Raw genomic sequence first — 24,859 nt, 5'->3', positions numbered from 1 at the left:
GTCGGACGCAAGCTCGTGGGCGGTACGGACGCCGGACGGGTCAGGGGACGAGCAGGGAGAGCGTGTCCGCGACGCACGCGGGCTTTGCGACGCCCTCGATCTCGATGGTGTGCCGCACCGTCAGCCGCACCCCCTGCGCGGTCCGTACCGCGTCGACCAGGACCGCGTGGTCGCGGATCCGCGCGCCGACCGGCACCGGGGCCGGGAAACGCACCTTGTCCGAGCCGTAGTTGACGCCCATCCGCACCCCGCGCACGGTCAACAGGTCGGCGGCCAGGACCGGGATCAGCGACAGGGTGAGATAGCCGTGCGCGATGGTGGTGCCGAACGGGCCGTCCTTGGCCCGTTCGGGGTCGACGTGGATCCACTGGTGGTCGCCGGTCGCGTCGGCGAAGGTGTCGATGCGTTCCTGGTCGACGGTCAACCAGTCACCGGTACCCAGCGGTTCGCCCTTGGCCGCGAACACCTCGTCGACGTTCTCGAACACACGCATGGTGGATGCTCCTTCGGGATGGACCCGGGCCGGGGGTGGCCGGCCCGGGCGCCTGGGTGTATTGCCCCGCGGTCAGCAGAGCGGGCCGCCGGCGACGTAGATCACCTGGCCCGAGACGAAGCCCGCGTCCTCGCCGGTCAGGAACGCGATGGTGTTGGCGACGTCCTCGGGGCGGCCGACCCGGCGGACCGGGATCTGCTGGGCCGCGGCCTCCTGGAACGCCTCGAACTCCATGCCGACGCGGGCCGCGGTGGCCGCGGTCATGTCGGTGACGATGAAGCCCGGCGCCACCGCGTTGGCGGTCACCCCGAACTTGCCCAGTTCGAAGGCGAGGGTCTTGGTGAAGCCCTGGAGTCCGGCCTTGGCCGCCGAGTAGTTGGCCTGCCCCCGGTTGCCCAGCGCGGACGAGCTGGAGAGGTTGACGATCCGGCCCCAGCCGGCGGCGGTCATGTGCGCCTGGACCGCGCGGCTCATCAGGAACGCGCCGCGCAGGTGTACGTCGATGACCGTGTCCCAGTCGCCGTCGGACATCTTGAACAGCAGGTTGTCCCGGATCACGCCGGCGTTGTTGACCAGCACGGTCGGCGCGCCGAGGGTGTCGGCCACGCGCGCGACGGCGGCGTCCACCTGGTCGCCGACAGTGACGTCGGCGCCGACCGCGAGCGCCGTGCCGCCGGCCGCGACGATCGCGGCGACCGTGTCGGCACAGGCGGCCTCGTCCAGGTCGAGCACGGCCACGGCCCTGCCCTCGGCGGCGAGTCGGCGGGCGGTGGCCGCGCCGATGCCGCGCGCGGCGCCGGTGACGATGGCCACGCGCGGGGTGGTCGAGGTCGCGGTCGCGGGGGTGTTCTCGGTCATGGGTGCGGGGTCCTCCGGGTCGTCGCCGGCACGGCAGGGCCGGCGAATACGGCGCTTCCGACCGCCCCTTGGGCGACCCGCGCCCGTCCGGCCGAAGGCGCCGACCGGGCGATGCTCGCGGGTCTCGGAGCGTGGAGTAGCGGGATTCTGCTGTGCGGTAACGGTACCGACCGGTCGGTATCAAGGCTAGAGCGCACCACGAACTCGTTCGGGTCGAACAGGCGCCGGGGGCGCGGGCGCCGGGAGGCGCGGGCCGGGGGTGGGCGGGTGTCAATCGTGGCGCAGTACCGCGAGTTCTCGGCCGAAGGCGACGACGACGCGGCCGCCCGGGGCCACGGTCAGCGCGTCGACCGGGAAGGGGAAGAGGAGGCGGGGGCCGATGGGGGTGTGGGTGGTCAGGTCCCAGACCTGTACCGTGCCGCGCTCCCCCGTCGGGACGGTCGGGGCGGTCGGGACGGTCGGGATGGTCTGAGCGCTCGCGCCCGTGAAGCCGCCGGCGACCACGATCGGGCGGCCGGCGAGCAGGCCGGTCGCGACGGCGGAGACGTCGGCGGCGAGTGGTGCGCCGATCGGCTCGCGGGTGACCAGATCCCAGACCCGCGCCGCCTGCCGGCTGCCGGTGACGGCGACCGGGCGGCCGTGCACGACGGCGGTGGCCACAGCAGTCACCGCGCAGGAGTGTCCGGTCAGCGGTGCCCCGAATTCGGCGCCGGTGGCCAGGTCGATCACCCGTACCGCGTTGTCCGCGTCGCCGTTCCGGGCCGTCTCGGGGCCCACGATCGCCACCGGACGCCCGTCCAGTTCGGCCGTCGCCACCGCCCGCACCGATCCGATCAGCGGTTCGCCGACCGGCAGGCCCGTGGCCGGGTCCCACACCCGTACGCCGGCCGAGTCCCCGGTGACCGCCACCGGGCGGCCCGCCACGGTGGCCCGCGCGGCGCCCACCCACGCGGTCCGGCCGACCAGGGGCCGGCACACCTGGTGGCCGCCGTCCAGGTCGAACACCCGTACCGTGGCGCCCCACCCGGCCGTCCCGGCGACCACCACCGGCCGGCCGCCGACCAGCGCGGTCGTCACCGCGGTCACCCGTGCGTCGTGCCCGACCAAGGGTTCGCCGACGGACCGTTCGGGGACCAGGTCGCAGATCCACACCCCCTCGGGCCCGCCGTCGGCCCGGCCGGTCGTCCGCGCCGGCGGGTCGGTCGCCGTCCAGGGGCCCGTCACCCAGTCCGGCCGCCAGCGCGAAGGCAGTTCGCGGCCGGCCCGGTCGGCCCGGTCGGCGGGAGGGGAGGTCTCCGACGTGTCGTCGTCGATCGTCGCGAGCCAAGAGATATCGCCCTGCGCAACGTTGGACATATCACCATTGTGCCCATCGGCACCCGCCACGTGCACGGTCTCCGGCCCGCCGCGCCGGCCGAAAACCGGCGCCGCCGGCGGGGCGTGACCGCGACCGGAACGGCGGCGCTCAGGCCCCGACCGTCAACACCACCTTGCCGTCCGTCGCGCGCGATTCCAGTGCGGCGTGCGCGGCCGCGGCCTCGGCCAACGGGAAGGCGGTGATGGCCGGCACCATCGTGCCGTCGGCGGCGGCGTTCAGGGCGCGGGCGGTCAATTCCGGCCAACCGCCCGCCGGGACCATGTTCGGCCCGATCGCCCAGGTCGCGGTCAGTTGCCGCTCGACCAGGTCGCGCGTGGTGATCTCGGTCGGCTCGCCCGCGGCCCAGCCGTACAGGAGGAACCGGCCGCCGGGGCCCAGGAGTTCGAGGGCCTGCCGGCCGAGGGCGCCGCCGACGCCGTCGAGCACGACGGTGGGTTCGCGGCCGGCCGACGCGGCCCGCACCCGCTCGGGCCAGTCCGCGTCGCGGTAGTCCACCGCGATGTCGGCGCCCAGCGCACGCACCTTGGCCACCTTCGCCGGGCCGCCCGCGGCCCCCACCACGAGTGCCCCGGCGGCGCGCGCGGCGCGGACGAACAGGCTGCCCAGGCCGCCGGCGGCGGACATCACCAGGACCACGTCCCGGGCGTCGATCCGGGCCACCCCGAGCACGCCCTGCGCCGTGGTGCCGGTGGTGATCGCCGCGACCGCCTCGGCGGCACCCAGGCCGTCGGGGATCGGGTGCACCGCGGCCAGGTCGGCGACCGCCCGCTCGGCGTACCCGCCGCCGTCGCCGAGCTGCGCCACGACCCGACGGCCCAGCCACTGCGCGGCGACCCCCGGCCCGACCGCCCCGACCACGCCGGCCACCTCGCCGCCGGGCGTGGTCGGCAACGCCGGCGGCCGGTGCGGGCCGACCGCCTCCCCGCGCCGCAAGCGGGCCTCGATCAGGTGCACACCGGCGACCTCGACGTCGATGCGCACCTGCCCCTCGCCGGGCCGAGGGTCCGGAACCCCTTCGAACCGCAGATTCTCGGCCGGGCCGAACGTATGCAGCCGGATCGCGCGCATGGGGTGACTCCCGAGTTCGAAGTGGGCGCCCACGATCCGAAGAACCGACGGGCGCCGGGTACGGGAGCCACTATCAAAGATGAAGCCGACTTGAGGTCAACCCAGCCGGGGAGCGCAACCCGCGAGGCGGGATCAGACCGCGACCAGGTCCGTCCACGAGCGGGCGTCCCCCAGGTCGGCCCAGGCGTTCAGGAGCGAGCGGGCCTCGGCCTCGGGAGCGGCGATCCGTACGCCCACGCCCACCCCGTGCCCGCTCGTGCGCTCCTGCTCGACCCGGCCCTCGGCGCAACACCCGCACAACATCCGGATGCCGGCGCTCGCCTCCAGGGCGAAGTCGCGTTCGGTGAAGGACGTCTCCAGCGCGTCGAAGTCCGCCTCCGTCGGCGCGGTCACGTCGGCCGTCCAGGTGGGCATGTCGGACGCACGCCAGAGCAGCAGTTCGTCGAAGACCGGATAGGTATGGCCGCCCATCACCCGCTCACCCTCGGGCACGCCGTCGTGCAGCACGATGTCGCCGAAGCGGCGGGCCGGGGACAGCGGCACGTTGAGCACCACCGCCCGGGTCGGGCAGATCCGCCGGCCCCAGACCACCTCCCGGCCGTCGGGGGTGTCCAGACGCACACAGGTGATCCCGAAGTCCTGGTCGATCTCCCCCGTGCCCGGCGCGATGTCGATGCCGTACGCCCGCCACGACGCGCGGGCCGTCTCCCAGTCGCCGAGCACGGTGGCGGCGATGCCCAGGTTCCAGTGCGCGGGATCCCCGGTGCCCGGCGACGGCACCAGCGCGGCCGCCTGCCGACCGACCGCGAAAGCCTTCCGCCAGTCGCGCAGGAACTTGTGCGCCAGTGCCGCGTCGAAAGCCCACTGCCCCGCGAGCGCATGGTCGGGTTCGGCGGCGAGCAGCCGCTCGTACCGGTCGGCGGCACGCGCCCATTCCTGCCGGTCCCAGGCCCGTTCGGCCCGATCGATCAGGGCACGCGTGCTGCGGTTCATCGGTACGACTCCCTCGTGGCCATCGTACGTCGACGGTCCGCACGGAGTGTGCCGGCCGACGCCGACAGGCGTGGACGGTGTGCGCGGGGGTCACCGCCGTCGGGAGATGATCTTCGTATGGATCAGATCATCTTGATGTCCGACCCGCTCGTGGCCGCCATCCCCGTCCGTGATCGCGGCGAGCCGTTGGTGGACGTGCGGGCGGACGGGTCGTTGCCGGTGGATCCGCGCCAGGCGGAGTGGGCCGCCGCGTACACCTTCGTGCGCGTCGGCGTGCTCGACCGGCTGATCAGGGCGCAGGCGGCGCTGCCCGACGGGCTGCGCCTGTTGTTCGTCGAGGGATACCGGCCGCCGGCGCTGCAACGTCGATACTTCGAGGAGTACGCCGACGAGCTGCGCGCCGCGCACCCCGACTGGGACGCCGACCGCGCCCACGTCGCGGCCGGCCGCTACGTCTCCCCGCCCGAGATCGCCCCGCACAGCGCCGGCGCCGCGGTCGACCTGACCCTCGTCGACCCGACCGGCCGCGAACTCGACCTGGGCACCCCGATGAACGCGAGCCCCGAGGAAAGCGCCGGCACCTGCTACACCGCCGCAGAGAACATCACCCCGCAGGCCCGCGCCAACCGCGCCATCCTGAGCGCCGCCCTGACCGAGGCCGGCCTGGTCAACTACCCGACCGAGTGGTGGCACTGGTCCTACGGCGACCGCTACTGGGCCCTGCTCACCAACACCGAAGCCGCCCTCTACGGCCCCCGCGAACTCCCCTGACCCGCCCCCGCCGAGCCCGACACGCGTCGACCGGCGGTTCAGGCGAGCCAGGCCGGCACGGCGTCCCCGCTCGCCGCCGCCGCGTCGAGAAAGACCACCAGCGCCTCGAAACGGTCCCGCCCCCACTCCAGGCAGGCGGGCTCCTCCCAACCCAGGGGGTAGACGTTCGCCGCCCGGGCCGCCGGTCGTCCGTCCCCGATGGCAACCGGGTCGGAGTGCGCACTTCGGGCATGGGAACGGACATTCGGGTGTACGCGACACGTCATCTGTTCTTCGCCCCTTGGTTCCCCCCGGGCTGATGGACTCGGCATCGTCGGCAACGCGTCGACCCCGAAGGAGGAAAAATGCCGGATCTGCGTTTGTCCCGTCGTCATCTCGCGTGGGGGGCAGCCGCCGTGTTGGCCGCCGGCGTCGCCGTACCCAGCGCGGCGTCGGCGTTCGGTCAGGCGGATCAAGCCCGGCACGCGATCAAGGACGGTCAGGCCAAGAACGTCATCATGCTGCTCGGTGACGGGATGGGCGACTCCGAGATCACCCTGGCCCGGAACTACTCGGTCGGCGCGGCCGGTCGACTGAACATGGACGGGTTCCCGCTCACCGGCGCGTACACCACGTACGCCGTCGACAAGGACAAGCGCCCGGACTACGTCACCGACTCGGCCGCGAGCGGCACCGGGTGGGCGACCGGACAAAAGACGGTCAACGGCCGCATCTCCAAGACTCCGGACACCGACAAGGCGCTGCCGACGATCCTGGAGCTGGCCAAGAAGAACGGCTACGCCACGGGCAGCGTCACCACGGCCGAGCTGACCGACGCCACCCCGGCGGTCCTCCAGGCGCACGCCACGGACCGCAGCTGCCAGGGCCCGGCGGACATGGCCAAGTGCCCGACCGACACGATCGCCGCCGGCGGCCCCGGCTCGATCGCCGAGCAGAGCGTCGCTGGCAAGTTCGACGTGCTCCTCGGCGGCGGCAAGGCCCGCTTCGACCAGACCATCACGCAGGGCCCGTTCGCGGGCAAGACCGTGCTCCAGCAGGCGCAGGAGTCGGGCTACCAGATCGCCACCGACGCCGACTCGCTCAAGGCCGCGCGGGCCGGCAAGCCGGTGCTCGGCCTGTTCGCGCCGGTCAACGTCCCGGTCGAGTGGACCGGCAAGGCCGCCGCGGTCGGCGGTACCGAGCCGCAGCGCTGCGTCACCTCGAACCCGAACCGCCCGGCCTCCACGCCGACCCTGGTGCAGCAGACCGCCAAGGCGATCGAGCTGCTGGAGGCCAAGCAGTCCGGCCGCGGCCACGACCGCGGCAAGGGCTTCTTCCTCCAGGTCGAGGGTGCCTCGATCGACAAGCAGGACCACGCCGCCGACCCGTGCGGTCAGATCGGTGAGACCGTCGCGTTCGACCAGGCGGTCAAGCTCGCCCGCGAGTACGCGGCCAAGCACCCCGACACGCTCGTGGTGACCACCGCGGACCACGCGCACACCAGCCAGATCGTGCCGCTGGACGCCACCCCTCCGGGTCTGTCCTCGACGCTGGTCACCAACGAGGGTGTGCAGCTCAAGGTCAACTACTCGACCAACACCCCCGGCAAGTCGCAGGAGCACACCGGCACCGAGGTGCGCATCGCGGCCCAGGGCCCGCAGGCGTTCCGCGTGCTCGGCGTGACCGACCAGACGGAACTGTTCAACACGTTCCGGGCGGCACTGCGACTGCGCTGACGCGCAGCGGCTTCGGCCACGACCGCGGCCCGCAGGCCCTCCCGCCTGCGGGCCGCGGCGCGTTCGTGTCCGCGCGCCCCCGATAACGTTCGATCTTCCGACGCAGCGACAGGAAAAGGAGCCCGAGGAGGCGTGGCTTCCCCGGGATGGCACCGAGTGCCGGAACCTCCTGATCGAGGACGGGTGGCGGATCGCCGGGGACGGTGGAGACCGACGTCGAGGTGGTCGACCCGATCCGCCTCGTCTCCTGACGTCCCGCCGTGTCCCTGGCGGGTTCGGCGAGGTCGGCCGGGAGGTGATGCGTAAGTCGTCCTCCGTCGCACGATCGTTCTCACGGAACTCGGCTCCGGTCGGCCGCCCGCGTCGCCGAGCGTCGTCACCCGCCGGCAACAGGCTTGCCACGCAGCGGAGTTGGTGCCGGGTGTCGATCGGGAGAAGCGGACGACGCGGTCTCATCCGATGCAGTGTGATCCGTGTCACCTAGAAGGTTTGGGGTAATATCGCCGCATTCGGTGGCGGCCTCGCTCGAAGTCGCGGATGCCGCCGGGCGCCGCCCGCGAGGCCGCGTCGATTCGGTGGATCGCGGCGTCGCGCGATAGGCATGGACCCCCGCCCGCCGCGCCCCGTTCGGCGACGGTCGTGGGCGGGCAAGCCGCGGGACCCGGTCCCGATGATGCGTTCGTGGAGGATTCCTGATGCGCGCCCGTGCCCCTCGTGACTTCGACCAACTGCCGTACGCACACCGGCTCGTGGCGTTCGACGGCGAACTCGACCGGGAAGGCGACCACGAGTTCGCACACTTCGACGGAGGCGTGTTCACGGACGTGGAGGGCGGCGGTACCGCGTTCACCTCGTCGGCCTTCTCCTCGGTGAGCTTCGACGGCGGCCGTTTCCGCCGTGCCCGGTTCGACGACGTGTGGCTGCACGCCGCCCGCATCGTCGGCACCGACCTCGCGGAAACGAGGTGGATGGACGCCGAGTTCACCGCGTGCGTCCTGGCCGGCCTCGAGGTGTTCGGCGCCGGGCTGCGCCGTGTGGTCTTCCACAACTGCAAGTTCGACTCGGTCAACCTGCGCGGGGCCAAGCTGCGCGAGGTCTCCTTCGTGGACTGCCTGCTGCGCGACGTGGACTTCGCCGGCGCGACGCTGACCGATCTGCGCTTCCCCGGCTCGACCCTGGAGCGGGTCCGCCTGGAGAACGCCGTGTTGACCAGGGTCGACCTGCGCGAGGCGGGCGCGCTCGGCTTCGCCTCCGGCGTCGACGCACTGCGCGGCGCGACCGTCGACAGCGCCCAACTCCTCGACCTGGCCCCGGCGCTCGCCCAGGTCCTGGGCCTGATCGTCAAGGACCGGTAGGCGCACACGGGGAGTTGGCCGGCCGGCCCGTCGCTGCCCCGATTTGCGCACCGAGAGGAACGGGCGCGAGGTTCGCGGATCGCAGCGCAACCACCCGGGCACACTGGGTGAGTAGGCCGTTCCATTCCCGACGCGTGAGGTCGTGCGCAACCATGGCTCAGCCCGCATCCCCCACCCCGTCAACCTCAAACGCATCACCACCCTCGGCCGCGGCGGCACCGGCGGCCCGCTGGCCGGCCATACTGGTCAGCGGCGCCGGCATCCTGATGACCCTCGATGTGACCATCGTCAACGTCGCGCTGCCCGACATCGCCGACGACCTCGGCGCCCGGCTCGGTGGCCTGCAGTGGGTGGTCAGCGCCTACACGCTCGCCTTCGCCGCGCTGCTGCTCGCGGCCGGTTCGGTCTCCGACCGGATCGGCCGGCGGCGGGTGTTCGGCGCGGGCGTGGCCCTGTTCACCGTCGCCTCGGCGGCCTGCGCGTTCGCGCCGAACGTGGGCACGCTGATCATCTTCCGCGGCATCCAGGGCGTCGGCGCGGCGATGGTGATGGCCACCTCGTTGGCGCTGCTCGCGTCCGCCTACTCCGGGCGCACCCGCCAGACCGCGATCGGCGTCTACTCCGGCCTCAGCGGTGCCGCCGCCGCGCTCGGGCCGCTGGTGGGCGGGGCCCTGGTGGACGGGCTCGGTTGGCGGTGGATCTTCCTGATCAACCTCCCCGTCGGTGTCCTGGTCGTGGTCGGCACCTGGCTGAAGCTGCCCGACGACACCACCGACACGGCCGGGCGCGGGCGACTCGACCTGGCCGGCGTACTGCTCGCGATCGGCGGCCTGTTCGCGCTCAACTACGCGGTGATCAAGGGCCCGGAGGAGGGGTGGACCGCGGCGATCGTGCTGACCACGCTGATCGTCGGGACGATACTGATCGTCGCCTTCGTGGTGGTCGAGGTGGTCCGGCCGTCGATCGCGCTGCTCGATGTCCGGCTGTTCCGGATCCCGTCGTTCACCGGGGCGATCCTGGCCAGTCTGTTCGGCCGGATCACCTCGTTCGGGCTGTTGCCTTTCCTGATCCTGTGGTTGCAGGGCATGCTCGGCAACTCGCCGTTCCGGACCGGCGTCAAGATGCTGGTGCTGACCGTTCCGCTCCTGCTGATCGCGCCGCTGAGCGGGCTGGTACAGCGGGTACTGACGCCGGGTCAGGCGATCGGGGTGGGCTTCGCGGTGGCCGGGGTCGGGTCGTTGACCATGGCCCGGGTGGACGCGGGCAGTTCGTGGACGGTCATGCTGCCGGGCTTCATCCTGCTCGGCATCGCGGGCGGATTGAGCTTCCCGCCGCTGATGGGCGTGGCGGTGGGCGTGGTACCGGCCGAGCGGGCCGGGATGGCCTCCGGCGCCACCAACATGTTCTTCCCGCTGGGCACTTCGATCGGCGTGGCCGCCGGCGGCGCGCTGCTGACCGCACGGATCGCCGACGACCTGAGCGACGACGTGCTCACCGGCGGCGGCGTGCCCCCGGGCGCGGCCGACCGGGTTCGCGACGGTGTCGCCTCCGGCCGGTTCGCCCCGCTGAAGGACCACCCGGCGGCGCTGGCCGACGCCCGGGACGCCTTCACCTCCGGCCTGGCCCAGGTATGCCTGCTGATGGCCGTCATCGGCTTCGTGGCGGCGATCCTGTGCACGGTGCTCATCCGCGAATCCGACCGCCACGAGGCCCCGCCACCGGCGGCGGGCTGAACACGTTCGCGACCCCCGACGATCCAGGACGTGCCCGCGTACGCCGATCGCCCGGACGCGCTCGCGTGGGGCGCGGGATTTCGGGTGACGATGATTATCGTTGGCGGGCCCGGGCGGGCCCGGGCGGGCGGAGAGCGGCGCGACCTGTGAGGATGTCCGCTGGTGTCGCGCCCGATCGCGGGTCCTGTCGCGCCGGGGGAGTTGTGCCGATGCGTCGAGGGACGCGGCGGAGGCGGATGTCGCCGGGTGCGGCGCGGGCGGGGGAAGTGGCGGTGGGCGAGATGCAGGGGGCGGACCGGGTGGGTACGGGGGAGGAGTCGGCCGGGGGATCCGGAGGACTGATGCGACCGCGCGGACTCGTCGATCTGCGCGGGCAGGAGCACGGGCCCGCCGTGCTCGGGTACCCCGCAGGCGCCGTCGTGGTGGTCTCCGGGCTGCCGGGGAGCGGCAAGAGCACGCTGCTGAACCGCTGGTCCGGATCGGCAGTCGTGGTCGACCCGCGTACGGCGCACGTCGAGTATCAGGACCGGATGCCCTCGTGGTTGCCGTACGCGGTGTATCGCCCGTGGGTGCGGCTGCAGCACGTCAGGCGGCTGCGCGCACACGTGCGGAGCGGGAGTCCGGTCCTCGTGCACGACTGCGGCAGCCGATCGTGGATGCGTCGGTGGTTGGCCAGGTCCGCCGAACGGCAACGACGCGAACTGCACCTGGTCCTGCTCGCGGTGGACGCCGCCGACGCGCTCGCCGGGCAGGAGAAGCGCGGACGCTGGGTGCCCGGCCGGGTCTTCGACCGGCATCGGCGCGGCCTGACCCGGTTGTTGCTGGCGCTGTCCGTACAGGGCGCCGCGGTCGTCCCCGAGGCCGCCTCCGTCGTACTGCTCGACCGCACCCTGCGCGAACACGTGGTCGCCCTGGAATTCGGCCCGGACCGCGTGGCCGATCCCCGTCCGGAGACCCCCGAGCGGCCTCCGGTCCCGCCCACCGCGACCCCCGCCCACGTCGTGATCACCCGCCCACGACGCGACCCGAGGGCCCCCGAACCCGCGTCCTAGGCCGGGGCGGGGCGCGTCGCCGCACCAGCGGCGACCCACGTGCGCCCCGCCCCGATCCGAGCCGCCCCGTCGGCTCGCGTGTCCCCGATGTCGCGCCGGCCGCCGAGTCCCCTGTGCCCGGCGGACGAGCGCCACTCATCGGAAGCATGATTCACCGGGCCAACAGGTGCAGCCCACGGTGCATGTCGTGGGCCGGTTCGAGCACGGCGAGCGTCGTGAGCGCCACCGCTCCCGCCCGCTCGGCCCGGCGCATCCTGGCCTCGGCCCGCCGCTCCCGCCACGCCGTGCGCCGCAGCGCCGCGCGGTCCGCGTCCGCCAGGATCTCCCGCTCGCGCGCCTTGAACATCTCGTACTCGATCATGACCGTCTCCCGCTTCCCCCGACCCGGCCTCCCCGGTTCGTGGTAACAGCTTCGCGGCCCAGGTGGGCCCCGGACATCGGGCGGATGCCCCATCCCTACGCGCCGGACAAACCCCGAGACCCCTAAGGCGTCCTAGGGATCCCCACCCGCCGCCCCAAAACCACCCGGGCAACCGGCCCCGCCGCCCCGCTCGCCTCCCGCTCAGCCCAGTCCCAACTCCCGCTCCCCGAGCGGCGCGAAGAACGCCTCCACGTCGGCCGCCCCGACCTCCGCGAGCGTCGCCGGAGACCAGCGCGGTCGGCGATCCTTGTCCACCACCTGCGCCCGTACACCCTCGACCAGATCGGGCGTGCCCACCGCCACGCACGAGACCCGGTACTCCTGGTCCAGCACCGCCCCGAGCGACCCGGCCCGCCGGGCCCGGCGCAGCGCCGCCAGCGTCACCTTCAGCGCCGTGGGCGACCTGGCCGCGATCAGCTCGGCAGCCTCCTTGGCCGCCGGTTCGCCGCTGGCGAGCAGCCGATCCAGGATCTCCTCGACGGTGTCCGCCGCGTAGCACGCGTCGATCCAGGCGCGCCGCTCGGCCGGCACGCCGGCGGGCGCGGGCTCGGCGTGGTGGGCCGCCGCCTCGGCCGGGTCGCCGGCGGCCAGGGCGTCGAGCAGGGCGGGCAGCCGGTCCGAGGGAACGAAGTGGTCGGCGAGCCCGCACAGGATCGTGTCGGCGGCGCCGATCGCACCGGCGGTGAGCGCCAGATGGGTGCCGAGTTCGCCGGGGGCGCGGGAGAGCAGGTACGTGCCGCCGACGTCCGGTACGAAGCCGATCCCGGTCTCCGGCATGGCCACCGTCGAGCGCTCGGTGACGATGCGTACGTCGCCGTGCGCCGAGACGCCGACGCCGCCGCCCATCACCACGCCGTCCATGATCGCGACGTAGGGCTTCGGATACGCCGCGATCCGCGCGTTGAGCAGGTATTCGTCGCGCCAGAACTCGCGCGCCGCGTGCCCGCCTTCGAGCGCGTCCGCGCGGATCGCCCGGATGTCCCCGCCCGCACACAGCCCGCGCTCGCCCGCGCCGGTGATCAGTACGGCCGCGACGGAGTCGTCCCGCGCCCACTCGGCGAGCGCGGCGGTGATCCGGCGCACCATCGGGTGGTCCAGCGCGTTGATCGCGCGCGGCCGGTTCAGGGTGATCCGACCGAGCCGGCCCGCCGGTCCGATGCGATCGACCAGCACGGTGTCCTCGGGGGAGGGCTGCGGGGGCTGCGCGTGCGGCGTCATGGTGCGTCGTTCCCTTCGGGTCCGGAAAAAGCCGATCGGCGGCGGCCCCGGCGACCCGCCCCGTTCGCGGCTCCCCGGCGTCCGTACACCCCGACGATCTCTCTCGGCACCGTATCGCCCGGCCCTCGACGCCCCGCAGGCACGCACCTGTGCGGTCCCCCGCGCTGACCGCCCCGCGCGGAAAATCCTTTCGCGGAATCGCCTTGACAAAGTTGCGTGATTTTTTGCTAAACCTACCCAAGCCGGTTCACCCAACCGTCGTCAATCGACGCATTCATGGGGGTTTGCGCCATGGGCGGATCACCGCTTGTTTCTCTTCTCCACGTCGCCGAGGTCACCCGGATCACCCCGCGCATGACGCGCGTGAGCTTCACCGGGGAGGGACTGGGCGAGGACTTCGCGACCTGGCCCGACCAGCAGCTCAAGCTGTGCTTCCCGCGTGCCGGACAACGCGCACCGCTGCTGCCGCAGGAGGATCCGGACGACCTCGGGCGGTGGTACGGGGCGTTCCTGGCCATCCCCGAGGCCGAACGCCCCTGGATGCGCAGCTACACGGTCCGCGCCCACCACCGCGAACGCGCCACGATCGACGTCGACTTCGTGCTGCACCCGGACGCCGGCCCGGCCACCCGGTGGGCCGAGTCGGCGCGCCCCGGCGACATCCTCGCCCGCTACGGCCCCTCGGCGGCCTACGCCAGGCCGCTCGGCGCCGCCGACACGCATCTCCTGGTCGGCGACGAGACCGCGCTGCCCGCCATCGGCTCGATCCTGGCGGCGCTGCCCGAGGACACCCACGCGATCGTGTACGCGGAGGTGGTGGACGCGGCCGAGGAGCAACGTTTCCGCACCCGGGCCCGGCTCACCACGCACTGGCTGCATCGCGGCACGGTGCCGGCCGGACACGGTGACCTGCTGCCGGCGGCGCTTCGGGCCGCCCGGTTGCCGGAGGGGTCGACGCGGGCCTGGTTGGCGGGTGAGGCGGGCACGGTCCGGGCGCTGCGCCGGCACCTGGTCGACGAGCGCGGACTGGCCAAGGGGGCGGTCGAGTTCGCGGGCTACTGGCGGCTGCGGCTGACCCAGGACGACGCGCCGACCGAGGCGGACCTGGCCGAGGCACGCGAGCGGATGGCGGACGCGGCGGCGACCGGCTCCTGAGCGAACCGGGCCCGACCCCATGTCTCCGTCTGTCGCCGTCGCGCCTACGCCGCCTGCCACGACGGGCTGCGGCCGGCCATCGCGACCACCCGGTCGAGCAGCGGCGCGTCGGCGGGGACGGCCACCGGCGGCGCGAAGATGGCGTCCGGATCGGGCAGATCCGGGTCGACCGCCTCCTGGGTCGGGGCGAGGAAGGCCGGCGAGGCCTCCAGGTTTGCCGTGTCCACGGTGTATACGCGGCCCAGCGCGCGAGCCAAGTCCCAGCCGTGCAGCAGGAGTTCGTTGTGCGCGACGAGGCCCATGACCTGGGCGGGCAGGGTCACCCCGCCGGCCTGGGTCATCCCCTCCCAGGCGTCCGTACGCCGCCAGACGGCCACGAGTTCGTCCAACTCGCGGGGCAGGATCGTGCGCCAGTCCGGGTCGAGGTCGGGCATCTTCGCGGGCGGGGCGGTGGCGGTGGTCGGGCCCAGATCCTTGCGGCCCGCGTCGCGGAACGCGATGGTCAGGCCGACCAGATGGGAGAGCAGATCCCGGACCGCGTAGTTCGCACACGGGGTCGGATCGTCCAGCCGGTCGTCCGGCAGGTCGGCCGCGAGACGGGCGACGGTCGTGGCCGGCGAGTGCAGATCCACGGTCATGGGGTGGCTCCTCCGGGTGCGGATCGAGTCCTTGGGGGGTGGACCGTGCGGGCCGGGAAAACTCATCGGTGTATCCGCACATCCGCGCATCCGCATCGCGTTTCTCGCGCGCCTCCGCCGGTGCGGCCGGCGACGATGTCGACGTCGCCGGCCGCACCGCTCAGCCCGCCGGCTCCTCCCGGTAGGTGATCAGCCGTACCGCCGGCGCGGAGACGACCTGGACGACACCGGTGCCGGGGATGTCGAGGTGGACGAAGCCGCCCTCGATCGCGACGCGTGCGGTCGGGACGGAGGTGGTGGGTACGCCGTCGGCGCCCCGCACCGGGTAGCCGTCGACGAGTTCGACGGACGCGGTGTGCCAGGTGCGGGTCACGCGGTCACCTCCGGGAAGTCCAGCTCGGGCCGGGCCAGGTGGTTGTAGTAGTTGGACAGCGTGTTCAGCGCGATGTGCGCGACGATCTCGGCCTCCTCGGCCTCGGTGACCCCGGCCGCGCGGGCCTTGGACCGGTCCTCCTCGCCGACACGGCCCCGGGTGCGGACGATCCGCCGGGCCAGGGTCAGCACGGCGTCGGTGTGCGGATCCGCGTCGTGCGCGTCCCGGGTCTCCCGCAGTTCGTCCTCGGTCAGGCCCATCAGGCCGCCCCGGTAGGTGTGCGCGCTGACGCAGTAGGTGCACTCGTTCTCCTGCGCGATCAGCAGCGCCAACTGCTCCCGGAGGCGGGCCCGCAGGACACCTCGGGTGAGCCGGTCGCGCATCGCGAGGTAACCCTCCAGCGCGGCCGGACCGCTCGCGAGCGCCGCGTACAGGTTCGGCACCCGGCCGAGCTGCTTCTCGACCCGCGCCAGCAGGTCGGCATGCGCGTCGGTCGCCCCGGGCGACGAAGGCGCGGGCGTGGGTGTCGGCGCGGATGTGGGTGTGGGTGTGGGTGTGGACGACATGTGAACCCCCGTTGCTCTCTCGCTTCGATGTGCCGCCAAAAAACGGTACCGATCGGTTCCGTTTTGCAGACGGTACTGATCGGTACCGTTTCCGGTCAAGAGGGGTTAGGATCCGAACGTGCCCGTCAAAGCCCGAGACCGTCTGCTCGCCACCGCCGAGGAACTCTTCTACGCCGAGGGGATCCGCGCCGTCGGCACCGAGCGCATCCTGGCCGAATCCGGCGTCGGCCGGGCGTCGTTGTATCGGCACTTCCCGAGCAAGGACGACCTCGTCGTCGCCGTCCTGGAGGCGCGCGATCGGCGCTGGCGGGCCTGGCTGGCGGAGCGGGTCGAGGCGCTGGGCGGCGGCCCGGCGGCCGTGTTCGACGCGCTCGCCGAGCGGTTCGCGCGCAACGACTTCCGGGGGTGCGCGTTCATCAACACGATGGTCGAGTCCGCCGACCCGGACGGTTCGGCGCACCGCGTCGCGGCCGACCACAAGGAGCGGGTGGTGGCCTACCTGGAGCAGCTCCTGACCGCCGCGCAGGTCTCGGAACCGGCGCTCCTGGCGCGCGAGTTCGCGCTGCTCATGGACGGCGCGATCGTCACCGCGCTGCGTGAGCGCACCCCCGCCCCGGCGGTCCGGGCCCGTCGGATCGCCCAGGCGCTGCTGGCGGCCGACGGGGCCGGGTAGGGGTGGCGGTCTTCGGTTACGGTGCGACCGCCGCCAACTCGGCGACCGTGCCGGACATGATGGTCCGGATGTTCCGGGTGATGTGCTCGATCGGCCAGTCCCACCACGCCAGTTCGAGCAGGCGCGCGACGTCCTCCGGGCTGTACCGGGTACGGATCGGCTTCGCCGGATTGCCGCCGACGATCGTGTAATCGGGGACGTCGTCCACCACCACGGCACCGGAGGCGACGATCGCGCCGTGTCCGATCCGGACCCCGGGCATCACCATGGCCCGATAGCCGAACCAGACGTCGTTGCCGATCACCGTGTCGCCCCGTCCCGGCAGGCCGGAGATCAGGTCGAAGTGGTCGGCCCAGGACCCGCCCATGATCGGGAACGGGAAGGTCGAGGGCCCGTCCATCCGGTGGTTGGCCCCGTTCATCACGAACCGCACGCCCTCGCCCAGCGCGCAGAACTTCCCGATCACCAGCCGCTCCGGCCCGTAGTGATAGAGCACGTTGCGGGTCTCGAACGCGGTGGGGTCGTCCGGGTCGTCGTAGTAGGAGAAGTCCCCGACCTCGATCAGCGGCGAGGTCACCAGCGGCTTGAGCAGGACCACGCGCGACTGCCCCGGCATCGGGTGCAGCACGGTGGGATCGGCGGGCGTCTGGGCATCCACGGCGTACTCCGAGGGTGGATCGGCCGGCCGACGGGGGCCGGTGGGACGGGGTTCGGTACCTCGGGCGTGGTCGCCGGCTACTCGTACCGGTACTTCAACGAGTCCTCCTCCGCCTGTCGGACGGCCTCGATGGTCAACCCGGGCATGCGCAGCTGGGCCAGGGTCACCTCGGCCGAACTCGGCTGGGCGTCGGCCGGCAGCCAACCGTCCGGCTTCCAGGCCGAACTGCGCAGCAGCGCCTTGGGGCAGTGCGGGTACACCTCGTCCAGCTCGACCACGAGCGCGCTGACCGGGGGCTTGCCCACCGGCGTGAGCCGCGCGAGCAACTCGGGCCGCGCGGACACGCACGCGCGCCCGTTGGCGCGAAGTGTGGTGGTGCGCCCGGGAATCACGAACAGCAGACCGACCCGGCCGGTCGCCACCACGTTGTGCAGCGTGTCGAGGCGCTTGTTGCCGGTGGCGTCGGGGATGACCAGGGTGCGGTCGTCGAGCACGGTGACGAACCCGGCCGGGCCGCCGCGAGGGGTGACATCGCAGCGGCCGGCGGCGTCGGTACTGGCGACGAAGACCAACGACGCGCAGCCGACCAGCGCGCGGGTCTTCTCGGTGAGCCGGTCCATCTCCTTGGCCGCGGCGGCCGCGCCCGGATGCTCGTACAGCTCGCGCAGGCCCGTGACGTCGGATATCGCGTCCGCGCTCAACGCGTCGAACAGACTGGGACCGCGCTCCGCGACGGGGTTCTCGGTGCTGGTGATCATGCCGCCACCCTAGGTGGTGCTCCCGAACGGCCGGTCGGTCCCCGTAGGGTCGGGGCATGCGCGACGATCTCGATCTGCCCGTGCCGGTGCCCGACGAGGTGCGGCGGGTGGTCTCGCTGGTGCCCTCGCTCACCGAGGCGGTCGCGGTGAGCGCGCCCGGCCTGCTGGTCGGCGCCACCGACTGGTGTACGCATCCCGCCGACCTGGACGTGGTCCGGATCCGGGGCACCAAGAATCCGGACCTGGACGCCATCCGCGCCCTTGCCCCGGATCTGGTCCTGGCCAACGAGGAGGAGAACCGACCGGCCGACCTGGCCGCGCTGCGGGCGGCCGGAATCGCCGTGTGGGTCACCCGGGTTCGCGGTCTGGACGAGGCCTTCACCGCGCTGGAGCGCATGCTCGTGCTCGGCTGCCGACTGCCGGCACCGCCCTGGCTCGCCGCCTGCCGGGCCGCGTGGGCGGGGCTGCCGGCGGCCCCGCCGCGCCGCGCGATCGTCCCGGTGTGGCGGCGGCCGTGGATGGTCGCCGGCCGGGACACCTTCGCCGCCGACGTGCTGGCCCGCTTCGGCCTGACCAACGTGTTCGCGCAGCACGCGGAACGTTGGCCGAAGGTCTCCCTCGACGAACTCCGCGCCGCCGAGCCCGACTTGGTGGTGCTCCCGGACGAGCCCTACCGGTTCACCACCGAGGACGGCCCGGAGGCGTTCCCCGGCCTTCCGGTCGCACTGGTCGACGGGCGCCATCTCACCTGGTACGGCCCGTCGTTGGCGGCGGCCCCCGGGGTGCTCGCCGGGCAACTGGCGGCCGCCGGCCGGTTCGACGGGTAACCCGGTGCGGCGCACTCGCGGAAGTGCGTGATGCCGACCAGCTTCCCGTCCACCTTGGCACCCAGCGCGTGCGTCCGGATGTCCTCCCCTCGCGCGGGACCGAGCCTTGTTCATCAGGCCGAACGTGTTCGCGTTCCCGTACGTGTCCATGGCGGAGCGGCACCTTTGAGGCGGCGTGGCCCGGGGGTGTGGGGACTTGCCTACCAGAGCGAGGCGACGCCCGTTCGCGGGAGTGCGCCGGAGCCCGGTGTCTCGCGGGGCGGGAGGCGGGCGCAGCGCTGCGGGCGGGCGCGGGGCGGGTGGGGTGGGGTGAGGTGGGGTGAGGTGGGTGGGTGGTGTTGTCGGGGGGCAGGATTGGGGGATGGGTGAAGTCGGTGGGGGTCAGGGCTATCTGTTGGACAACCGGCAGGCCGAGGCCGGGGTTCGGTTCGAGGCGCTTGCGAAGTTGTTCGACCCGGTGACGTTCGGGCACGTGGATCGGCTCGGGATCGGGGCCGGGATGCGGTGTTGGGAGGTGGGGGCCGGCGGGACCTCGGTGCCGTTGGGGCTGGCCGAGCGGGTCGGGTCGACGGGGGCGGTGGTCGCCACCGACATCGACGTGTCCTGGGCGCGGGACGTCGCCGGCGGTGTGATCGAGGTGTTCACGCACGATGTCGCGGTCGATCCGCCGCCGGCCGGTGGCTTCGACCTGGTGCACGCCCGGCTGGTCCTGATCCACGTCGCCGACCGCGCCGAGGCGCTGCGTCGGATGGTCGGGGCGCTGCGGCCCGGCGGCGTACTGCTTGTCGAGGACGCCGATCCGATGTTGCAGCCGTTGCCGTGCCCGGACGAGTCGGGGCCGGAGCAGCGGCTCGCCAATCGACTCCGGGCCGACGTCCGCGCCCTGATGGCGGCGCGCGGCGCCGATCTGGCCTACGGCCGGACCCTGCCACGTCTGCTGCGCGCGGCGGGGCTGGACGACGTGCGGGCCGACGCGTACTTCCCGATCACCTCGCCGGCGTGCGCCGTACTGGAGGCGGCCACGGTGCGGCAGGTCCGGCACCACCTGGTCGAACAGGGCCTGGCGAGCGACGAGGAGATCGACCGCCACCTGGCCACCATCGCCGCCGGCCGGCTCGACCTGGCCCTGGCGCCGCTGATCTCGGCGTGGGGACGCCGCCGATAGGCCGACTCCCGTGCGGTGCGGGCGGGCGTTGTCGTACTGTGTCGTCGGATCGCAGTGAGTCTCTTATGGAAACCGAGGAGGCGCCATGGGCGTGGTCGGCGGCGTGGTGGCGGTGTCGCGGAGCGGCGAACACACGTTTCGCAAAGGGAATGTCGAGACCATCCGCCTCCTCGCCGGCCTCGGCGTGGAGGGCGACGCCCACCTCGGCGTCACCGTGCAACACCGATCGCGGGTCGCGGTCGACCCCACGCAGCCCAATCTGCGCCAGGTACACCTCATCCACGCCGAGTTGTACCAGGAGCTGGCCGCCGCCGGATTCACCGTCGCTCCGGGGCAGTTGGGCGAGAACGTGACCACGCGCGGGATCGACCTGCTCGGCCTGCCCACCGGCACGCTGCTGCACCTGGGCGCCGAGGCGGTGGTCGAGGTGACCGGACTGCGCAACCCGTGTCAGCAGATCAACACGTTCCGCGCCGGCCTGCTCAAGGAGGTCGTCGGTCGGGACGAAGCGGGCAACCTGGTGCGCAAGGCGGGCATCATGGGCGTGGTCCGCGCCGGCGGCGAGATCCGACCCGGCGATCCCATTCGGGTCGAGGTGCCCGCGCCGCCGCATCGCGCCCTGGAACGGGTCTGAGCCCGCACCGCCGGCGCGCACTGCTCACTGCTTAGTACACGTCCCGCACATAGCGCCGCTCCCCCACCATCTGCCGTACGTACGCGTCCGCTTCGTCCTCGGTCCGCCCACCGTGGGCGATCACGATCTCGCGCAGCGCGCGGTCGACGTCCTTGGCCATGCGACCCGCGTCGCCGCAGACGTAGACGTGCGCCCCGCGCGACAACCAGTCCCACATGCGCGGGCCGTGTTCACGCATGCGGTCCTGGACGTAGATCTTGGCCCGCTGGTCGCGGGAGAACGCCAGGTCGAGCCGATCCAGCAGCCCGACGCGGCGGAACTCGGCGAGTTCGTCCCGGTAGTAGAAGTCGGTGGCCCGCCGCTGCTCGCCGAAGAACAGCCAGTTCGGCCCGGTGTGACCGCGCGCCTGCCGATCGGCCAGAAAACCCAGGAACGGTGCGACGCCCGTACCGGGGCCGATCATCACGGCGGGTGTCGTCGGATCCGTCGGCGGCCGGAAATGCGGGGAACGGCGCACGAATACCGGCACCGGCCCGTCGGCGCCCAGCGTCGCGAGATGCCCGGAGCACACCCCCTGCCGCTCGGCACCGGCCTCGTTGCGATAGCGCACCACGGACACGGTGATCCGCACCTCGCCGGGGTGCGCGAGCGGGCTGGAGGAGATCGAGTACAGCCGCGGCTCCAGCCGCTTGAGCACGCCGGCCCACTCGACCGGATCCGCCCGCACCCCGAACTCGCCGATCACGTCCACCGCTTGGCGGCCCCAACTCCACCGGGCGAGTTCGTCCCGACCGCCGGCCCGGAGCAGCCGCTCCAGGTCCCGGTCGTGGGTGCGCTCCGCGACGAACCGGAGCAGTTCGGGGGTGATCCGGGCGATTTCGAACCGGCTCCGCAGTGCCTCGCCGAGCGCGAGTTCGCCCAGGTCCGGCACGGGGATGGGGGTCGCCGGGTCCAGGCCGGTGGCGGCCAGCCATTCGGCCACCGCCTCCGGGCGGTTGACCGGCCAGACCCCGAGCGCGTCCCCGGGCTCGTAGTCCAGGTCGCCGTGTGCGCCGCCGCGCGTATCGAAGGTGAACTGCCGTACCTCCTTGGCGGATTCGGGCAGACCGAGCAGTCGATCGCCGATCAGCAGGGCGGGGAAGGGCGCCGCCTTCGAGTAGCCGACGGCGGCCGGCGGCGGCGGCGGTGCGCCGGGCGTCGGCGCCGTGCTGCCGAGCGCGGCCAGCACCCCGTCCAGCCAGCTCGCGGCGGTTCGGTCGTAGTCGGGTTCGCAGTCGGCGCGTGGGGCGATCCGGGTGCCGCCGAGTTCGGCCAACCGCTCGTCGAGGCGGCGGCCGTGCCCGCAGAAGTCGGCATAGCCCGAGTCGCCCAGGGCCAACACGGCGTAGCGCAGCCCGTGCACCTCCGGCCGCCCGGCCCCGGTCAGCGCCGCCCAGAACCCGGCCCCGTTGTCGGGCGCCTCGCCGTCGCCGAAGGTGCTGGTGATCAGGAGCACGGGTACGCCGCTGGGCAGCGTGTCCGGACTGTGCTCGGTCATCTCGCGCACGACGGGTCGCCGCCCGGCCTCGGCCAGTCGGCCGGCGATCGAGCCGGCCAACTCGGCGGCGTTGCCGGTCTGCGAGGCCCACAACACCAACACGTCGCCCTCGTCGGGTGATTCGGCCGTGAGGTCGGCGACCGCGACGGCCGCGGTCGTGGCGGCGGGCATCTCGACGGTCCGGGAGAACAGGCCCGCCAGGAGCCCGTTGACCCACGGCACCCGGGCCGGGGCGATCGGGGCCCGGTCGGGCAGCACCGGGACGCCCAGCGCCCGGCTCGTCCCGGATCCGGCCGCGCCCGCGAGGAATCCGGCCAGGTAGCGCCGTTCCTCGTCCGTGTACACCGGCGGCGCGAGGTCGCCGAGGCCGAGCAGCGCGGCTGCGGCGCGGATGTCGGGGTCGGTCGGGGCCGACGGTGATGCGACGGCGGCCGGGTCCGGTCCCGAAGCGGGGGTCGAGGGCGCGACCGGGTCGGGGCGCACCGGGCCCGCGACCTTCGTCAACGCCACCGCGCAGGCCTTGAATTCGGGCTGGAAGGAGATCGGGTCGACCGCGTCGTTCGTGACCGCGTTGATCCCGAGGAACGCGCCGAACCGCTCGTTCCAGTGGAACGGCACGAAGCAGTTGCCCGGCCGGACCCGGTCGGTGGGCCGAGCGGGCAACACCACGCGCCCGCGTCGGGAGGCCACTTCGACCACGTCGCCCGCCTCGATGCCCAGTTCCAGTGCGTCCTCGGGGTGGATCTCCACGAACGGTGCCGGGTCGAGGCGGTTGAGCGCGTCGATCCGCCCGGTCTTGGTCATGGTGTGCCACTGGTGCTGCACGCGGCCGGTGTTGAGCACCATCGGGTAGTCCCGATCGGGCAGTTCGGCGGGCGGCAGATGCGGCCGGGCGAAGAACACCGCCCGCCCGCTCGCGGTCGGGAAGCGCGGCCGGCGGCGGGTGTCGCCCGCGTCGCCCGGTTCCGCGACATCCGCCGTCAGGTATCGGATCGGGTTACGGTCCGGCCCGTCCGGCGCCGAGCTCGGCCACTGCACCGGTGTCTCGCGCAGCCGCTCGTGGCTCACCCCGCTCAGGTCGTAGCCGGTCATCGGGTTCCGGGCCCGCCGGAGTTCGTCGAACACCTCCTCGACACCGGCGTAGTCGAAGGCGTCGGCGAAGCCCATCTCGCGCGCGACCCGGGCGATGATCAGCCAGTCGGGCAGCGCCTCGCCGACCGGGTCGACAGCCTGCCGGGACAGCGTGAGATTACGTTCGGAGTTGACCATGACGCCCTCGGTCTCGGCCCACATCGCGGCCGGCAGCACCACATCGGCGTACACATTGGTCTCGGTGTCCGCGAACACGTCCTGGGCGACCACGAATTCAGCCGCCCGCAGTCCCGCGATCACCGCGTCCCGGTTGGCCACCGAGGCGACCGGGTTGGTGCAGATGATCCAGCACGCCTTGACGTCACCCGCGGCCATCCGAGCGAACAGGTCCACCGTGCCGCCGCCCGCCTCCGCACGCAGCGTCCCGGCGGGCACCTCCCATAGCCGCTCGACGAACTCCCGGTCCTCGGCCACCAGTACCGAACGCTGACCGGGCAACCCCGGGCCCATGTAGCCCATTTCCCGGCCGCCCATCGCGTTCGGCTGCCCGGTCAGCGAGAACGGGCCGCTGCCCGGTCGGCAGATCGCGCCGGTGGCGAGATGCAGGTTGATCAGCGCGTTGGTGTTCCAGGTGCCGTGGGTGCTCTGGTTGAGCCCCATCGTCCAGCAGCTGGTCCACTCCCCCGCCGCGCCGATCCACCGCGCGGCCTGCCCGATGTCCTGCTCGGCCAGGCCGGTCAGCTCGGCGACCCGCGCCGGCGGGTAGTCCCGCAGGAACTCCGGCATCTCGTCCCAGCCCTCGGTGCACTCGGCGATGAACGCGGGATCGGTGTCGCCGTTCTCCACGAGGAGGTGCAACAGGCCGTTCAGCAGGGCCAGATCGGTGCCGGGACGGATCTGCAGGAACAGGTCGGCCTTGGCGGCGGTGGCGGTGCGACGCGGGTCGACCACGATCAGCTTGGCGCCCGCCCGGACCCGGTCCATCATGCGCAGGAACAGGATCGGGTGGCAGTCGGCCATGTTGGCGCCGATCACCAGGAAGACGTCGGCGTGTTCGAAGTCCTGGTACGAGCCGGGCGGTCCGTCCGCGCCCAGGGAGAGTTTGTAGCCACTTCCGGCACTGGCCATGCACAACCGCGAGTTCGACTCGATGCGGTTGGTACCCACAAAGCCCTTGGCCAGCTTGGTGGCCAGATACTGGGCCTCCAGGGTGAGTTGGCCGGAGACGTAGAAGGCCAGCGCGTCCGGGCCGTGCGCGTCCAGGATCTCGCGCAACCGCCGGGCGGTCGTGGTGATCGCCGCGTCCACCCCGGTCGGCGTCGGCGCGGCGTCGCGCTCGGCGCGGACCAGCGCGGTGGTCAACCGCCCCGGGGCGGTGAGCAGTTCGGCGCTGGTGGCGCCCTTCGTACACAGCCGCCCCCGATTCGTCGGGTGCGCCCGGTCACCGCGCGCCTTGAGCACGGTGCGCCGGCCGGTCGCGGAGTCGACCGCGATGTCGAGGAGCATGCCGCAGCCGACCCCGCAGTACGAGCAGACGGTCCGCACGGTGTCGTCGGCCGCCTTCGGCTCCGATCCCACTGGCGACACCCCTTTCCCGGCATTCTCCGGAACTTCCGGTACACACCTATATATGCCGGTACGCCCCCGGCCGCGCGGCGCTGGTGCGGCCACCGCCGCCCGAGCCCCATGTCCGGGACGCTAAAGAGCGGCGGTTTCACGAACATCACA

24 protein-coding genes are annotated in these 24,859 nt (G+C 73.0%); 10 read left to right on the top strand and 14 right to left on the bottom strand.

Translation table 11 applies throughout. From position 1 onward, the window contains the following. Positions 1 to 40: 40 nt before the first annotated feature. From ACMXN5_RS40375 to ACMXN5_RS40355, 5 genes are all read right to left on the bottom strand, one after another. The gene (locus ACMXN5_RS40375; protein WP_395793002.1) at positions 41 to 493 is read right to left on the bottom strand and encodes a MaoC family dehydratase; all 453 of its coding nucleotides are present in this window, start codon (positions 491 to 493) and stop codon (positions 41 to 43) included. 72 nt (positions 494 to 565) lie between these two features. Beyond that, on the bottom strand, positions 566 to 1,351 hold the full coding sequence (gene fabG, locus ACMXN5_RS40370; RefSeq protein WP_439679861.1) for a 3-oxoacyl-ACP reductase FabG: 786 nt from the start codon (positions 1,349 to 1,351) through the stop codon (positions 566 to 568). Positions 1,352 to 1,621: 270 nt separating this feature from the next. Further along, positions 1,622 to 2,707, bottom strand: a complete 1,086-nt coding sequence (locus tag ACMXN5_RS40365) for a WD40 repeat domain-containing protein (protein WP_439679860.1) — start codon at positions 2,705 to 2,707, stop codon at positions 1,622 to 1,624. A gap of 109 nt (positions 2,708 to 2,816) precedes the next feature. Then, on the bottom strand, positions 2,817 to 3,797 hold the full coding sequence (locus ACMXN5_RS40360; RefSeq protein ID WP_439679859.1) for a zinc-binding dehydrogenase: 981 nt from the start codon (positions 3,795 to 3,797) through the stop codon (positions 2,817 to 2,819). 132 nt (positions 3,798 to 3,929) lie between these two features. Further along, a complete protein-coding gene (locus tag ACMXN5_RS40355; protein WP_439679858.1) occupies positions 3,930 to 4,790 on the bottom strand; it encodes a tetratricopeptide repeat protein in 861 nt (286 codons plus the stop codon). Between the two features lie 117 nt (positions 4,791 to 4,907). On the opposite strand from ACMXN5_RS40355, the gene ACMXN5_RS40350 reads away from it, so the two are divergent. After that, complete coding sequence (locus ACMXN5_RS40350) at positions 4,908 to 5,561, top strand: M15 family metallopeptidase (RefSeq protein ID WP_439679857.1); 654 nt, start codon at positions 4,908 to 4,910, stop codon at positions 5,559 to 5,561. Positions 5,562 to 5,599: 38 nt separating this feature from the next. On the opposite strand, the gene ACMXN5_RS40345 is transcribed toward ACMXN5_RS40350, so the two are convergent. Continuing rightward, complete coding sequence (locus ACMXN5_RS40345; RefSeq protein ID WP_439679856.1) at positions 5,600 to 5,827, bottom strand: hypothetical protein; 228 nt, start codon at positions 5,825 to 5,827, stop codon at positions 5,600 to 5,602. Between the two features lie 78 nt (positions 5,828 to 5,905). On the opposite strand from ACMXN5_RS40345, the gene ACMXN5_RS40340 reads away from it, so the two are divergent. The 4 genes from ACMXN5_RS40340 (at position 5,906) to ACMXN5_RS40325 (ending at position 11,416) form a co-directional block, all read left to right on the top strand. Then, on the top strand, positions 5,906 to 7,276 hold the full coding sequence (locus ACMXN5_RS40340; RefSeq protein ID WP_439679855.1) for an alkaline phosphatase: 1,371 nt from the start codon (positions 5,906 to 5,908) through the stop codon (positions 7,274 to 7,276). Between the two features lie 695 nt (positions 7,277 to 7,971). Continuing rightward, positions 7,972 to 8,631 carry a pentapeptide repeat-containing protein gene (locus ACMXN5_RS40335; RefSeq protein ID WP_439679854.1) on the top strand — a complete coding sequence of 220 codons (660 nt, stop codon included), beginning with the start codon at positions 7,972 to 7,974 and terminating at the stop codon, positions 8,629 to 8,631. A 152-nt stretch (positions 8,632 to 8,783) separates the two neighbouring features. Then, on the top strand, positions 8,784 to 10,364 hold the full coding sequence (locus ACMXN5_RS40330) for an MFS transporter (RefSeq protein WP_439679853.1): 1,581 nt from the start codon (positions 8,784 to 8,786) through the stop codon (positions 10,362 to 10,364). A gap of 281 nt (positions 10,365 to 10,645) precedes the next feature. Continuing rightward, a complete protein-coding gene (locus ACMXN5_RS40325; RefSeq protein ID WP_439681384.1) occupies positions 10,646 to 11,416 on the top strand; it encodes an AAA family ATPase in 771 nt (256 codons plus the stop codon). A gap of 151 nt (positions 11,417 to 11,567) precedes the next feature. Here ACMXN5_RS40325 and ACMXN5_RS40320 read toward each other — a convergent pair whose 3' ends face one another. Further along, positions 11,568 to 11,777 (bottom strand): hypothetical protein, encoded by a 210-nt coding sequence (locus ACMXN5_RS40320; RefSeq protein ID WP_395793033.1) that lies wholly within the window; start codon positions 11,775 to 11,777, stop codon positions 11,568 to 11,570. A 201-nt stretch (positions 11,778 to 11,978) separates the two neighbouring features. After that, complete coding sequence (locus ACMXN5_RS40315; RefSeq protein ID WP_439679852.1) at positions 11,979 to 13,055, bottom strand: enoyl-CoA hydratase/isomerase family protein; 1,077 nt, start codon at positions 13,053 to 13,055, stop codon at positions 11,979 to 11,981. Between the two features lie 291 nt (positions 13,056 to 13,346). On the opposite strand from ACMXN5_RS40315, the gene ACMXN5_RS40310 reads away from it, so the two are divergent. Next, positions 13,347 to 14,210 carry a siderophore-interacting protein gene (locus ACMXN5_RS40310; RefSeq protein ID WP_439679851.1) on the top strand — a complete coding sequence of 288 codons (864 nt, stop codon included), beginning with the start codon at positions 13,347 to 13,349 and terminating at the stop codon, positions 14,208 to 14,210. Between the two features lie 44 nt (positions 14,211 to 14,254). Here ACMXN5_RS40310 and ACMXN5_RS40305 read toward each other — a convergent pair whose 3' ends face one another. The 3 genes from ACMXN5_RS40305 to ACMXN5_RS40295 all read right to left on the bottom strand — a co-directional run bounded on the left by ACMXN5_RS40305 (position 14,255) and on the right by ACMXN5_RS40295 (position 15,787). Beyond that, the gene (locus tag ACMXN5_RS40305) at positions 14,255 to 14,848 is read right to left on the bottom strand and encodes a TIGR03086 family metal-binding protein (protein WP_439679850.1); all 594 of its coding nucleotides are present in this window, start codon (positions 14,846 to 14,848) and stop codon (positions 14,255 to 14,257) included. A 160-nt stretch (positions 14,849 to 15,008) separates the two neighbouring features. Continuing rightward, positions 15,009 to 15,221 carry a hypothetical protein gene (locus ACMXN5_RS40300; protein ID WP_439679849.1) on the bottom strand — a complete coding sequence of 71 codons (213 nt, stop codon included), beginning with the start codon at positions 15,219 to 15,221 and terminating at the stop codon, positions 15,009 to 15,011. Next, entirely contained in the window at positions 15,218 to 15,787 is a 570-nt protein-coding gene (locus ACMXN5_RS40295; RefSeq protein WP_439679848.1) for a carboxymuconolactone decarboxylase family protein, read from the bottom strand. The genes ACMXN5_RS40300 and ACMXN5_RS40295 overlap by 4 nt, the downstream gene beginning before the upstream one ends. A gap of 118 nt (positions 15,788 to 15,905) precedes the next feature. Here ACMXN5_RS40295 and ACMXN5_RS40290 point away from each other — a divergent pair, with 118 nt between their 5' ends. Then, positions 15,906 to 16,460 (top strand): TetR/AcrR family transcriptional regulator, encoded by a 555-nt coding sequence (locus tag ACMXN5_RS40290; RefSeq protein WP_439679847.1) that lies wholly within the window; start codon positions 15,906 to 15,908, stop codon positions 16,458 to 16,460. Positions 16,461 to 16,476: 16 nt separating this feature from the next. On the opposite strand, the gene ACMXN5_RS40285 is transcribed toward ACMXN5_RS40290, so the two are convergent. Together ACMXN5_RS40285 and ACMXN5_RS40280 are read right to left on the bottom strand one after the other, a co-directional pair. Beyond that, positions 16,477 to 17,076, bottom strand: coding sequence for a CatB-related O-acetyltransferase (locus ACMXN5_RS40285; RefSeq protein WP_439681383.1), 600 nt, complete (start codon positions 17,074 to 17,076; stop codon positions 16,477 to 16,479). Between the two features lie 119 nt (positions 17,077 to 17,195). Continuing rightward, positions 17,196 to 17,876: an MSMEG_1061 family FMN-dependent PPOX-type flavoprotein gene (locus ACMXN5_RS40280; protein WP_439679846.1), complete on the bottom strand. Its 681-nt coding sequence runs from the start codon at positions 17,874 to 17,876 to the stop codon at positions 17,196 to 17,198. 56 nt (positions 17,877 to 17,932) lie between these two features. On the opposite strand from ACMXN5_RS40280, the gene ACMXN5_RS40275 reads away from it, so the two are divergent. The 3 genes from ACMXN5_RS40275 (at position 17,933) to ACMXN5_RS40265 (ending at position 20,502) form a co-directional block, all read left to right on the top strand. After that, positions 17,933 to 18,703, top strand: coding sequence for a helical backbone metal receptor (locus tag ACMXN5_RS40275; protein WP_439679845.1), 771 nt, complete (start codon positions 17,933 to 17,935; stop codon positions 18,701 to 18,703). 361 nt (positions 18,704 to 19,064) lie between these two features. Further along, the gene (locus ACMXN5_RS40270) at positions 19,065 to 19,868 is read left to right on the top strand and encodes a methyltransferase domain-containing protein (protein WP_439679844.1); all 804 of its coding nucleotides are present in this window, start codon (positions 19,065 to 19,067) and stop codon (positions 19,866 to 19,868) included. Positions 19,869 to 19,953: 85 nt separating this feature from the next. Further along, positions 19,954 to 20,502: an MOSC domain-containing protein gene (locus ACMXN5_RS40265; RefSeq protein ID WP_439679843.1), complete on the top strand. Its 549-nt coding sequence runs from the start codon at positions 19,954 to 19,956 to the stop codon at positions 20,500 to 20,502. A gap of 31 nt (positions 20,503 to 20,533) precedes the next feature. Here the strand turns inward: ACMXN5_RS40265 and ACMXN5_RS40260 are convergent, their stop codons facing one another. After that, positions 20,534 to 24,709, bottom strand: coding sequence for a molybdopterin-dependent oxidoreductase (locus ACMXN5_RS40260; RefSeq protein ID WP_439679842.1), 4,176 nt, complete (start codon positions 24,707 to 24,709; stop codon positions 20,534 to 20,536). Positions 24,710 to 24,859: the final 150 nt, after the last annotated feature.

It is taken from the genome of Embleya australiensis, assembly GCF_051903075.1.
Classification (GTDB): Bacteria; Actinomycetota; Actinomycetes; order Streptomycetales; family Streptomycetaceae; genus Embleya.
This window is presented reverse-complemented; position numbering and strand designations above follow the sequence as displayed.

Coding starts and splice junctions, on each gene's coding strand:
- ACMXN5_RS40325 (WP_439681384.1), top strand. CDS start 10,646: ATGCAGGGGGCGGACCGGGTGGGTACGGGGGAGGAGTCGGCCGGGGGA.
- ACMXN5_RS40340 (WP_439679855.1), top strand. CDS start 5,906: ATGCCGGATCTGCGTTTGTCCCGTCGTCATCTCGCGTGGGGGGCAGCC.
- ACMXN5_RS40295 (WP_439679848.1), bottom strand. CDS start 15,787: ATGTCGTCCACACCCACACCCACACCCACATCCGCGCCGACACCCACG.
- ACMXN5_RS40310 (WP_439679851.1), top strand. CDS start 13,347: ATGGGCGGATCACCGCTTGTTTCTCTTCTCCACGTCGCCGAGGTCACC.
- ACMXN5_RS40330 (WP_439679853.1), top strand. CDS start 8,784: ATGGCTCAGCCCGCATCCCCCACCCCGTCAACCTCAAACGCATCACCA.
- ACMXN5_RS40265 (WP_439679843.1), top strand. CDS start 19,954: ATGGGCGTGGTCGGCGGCGTGGTGGCGGTGTCGCGGAGCGGCGAACAC.
- ACMXN5_RS40305 (WP_439679850.1), bottom strand. CDS start 14,848: ATGACCGTGGATCTGCACTCGCCGGCCACGACCGTCGCCCGTCTCGCG.
- ACMXN5_RS40375 (WP_395793002.1), bottom strand. CDS start 493: ATGCGTGTGTTCGAGAACGTCGACGAGGTGTTCGCGGCCAAGGGCGAA.
- ACMXN5_RS40270 (WP_439679844.1), top strand. CDS start 19,065: ATGGGTGAAGTCGGTGGGGGTCAGGGCTATCTGTTGGACAACCGGCAG.
- ACMXN5_RS40320 (WP_395793033.1), bottom strand. CDS start 11,777: ATGATCGAGTACGAGATGTTCAAGGCGCGCGAGCGGGAGATCCTGGCG.
- ACMXN5_RS40315 (WP_439679852.1), bottom strand. CDS start 13,055: ATGACGCCGCACGCGCAGCCCCCGCAGCCCTCCCCCGAGGACACCGTG.
- ACMXN5_RS40285 (WP_439681383.1), bottom strand. CDS start 17,076: ATGCCGGGGCAGTCGCGCGTGGTCCTGCTCAAGCCGCTGGTGACCTCG.
- ACMXN5_RS40355 (WP_439679858.1), bottom strand. CDS start 4,790: ATGAACCGCAGCACGCGTGCCCTGATCGATCGGGCCGAACGGGCCTGG.
- ACMXN5_RS40345 (WP_439679856.1), bottom strand. CDS start 5,827: ATGACGTGTCGCGTACACCCGAATGTCCGTTCCCATGCCCGAAGTGCG.
- ACMXN5_RS40360 (WP_439679859.1), bottom strand. CDS start 3,797: ATGCGCGCGATCCGGCTGCATACGTTCGGCCCGGCCGAGAATCTGCGG.
- ACMXN5_RS40335 (WP_439679854.1), top strand. CDS start 7,972: ATGCGCGCCCGTGCCCCTCGTGACTTCGACCAACTGCCGTACGCACAC.
- ACMXN5_RS40350 (WP_439679857.1), top strand. CDS start 4,908: ATGGATCAGATCATCTTGATGTCCGACCCGCTCGTGGCCGCCATCCCC.
- fabG (WP_439679861.1), bottom strand. CDS start 1,351: ATGACCGAGAACACCCCCGCGACCGCGACCTCGACCACCCCGCGCGTG.
- ACMXN5_RS40365 (WP_439679860.1), bottom strand. CDS start 2,707: ATGTCCAACGTTGCGCAGGGCGATATCTCTTGGCTCGCGACGATCGAC.
- ACMXN5_RS40275 (WP_439679845.1), top strand. CDS start 17,933: ATGCGCGACGATCTCGATCTGCCCGTGCCGGTGCCCGACGAGGTGCGG.
- ACMXN5_RS40280 (WP_439679846.1), bottom strand. CDS start 17,876: ATGATCACCAGCACCGAGAACCCCGTCGCGGAGCGCGGTCCCAGTCTG.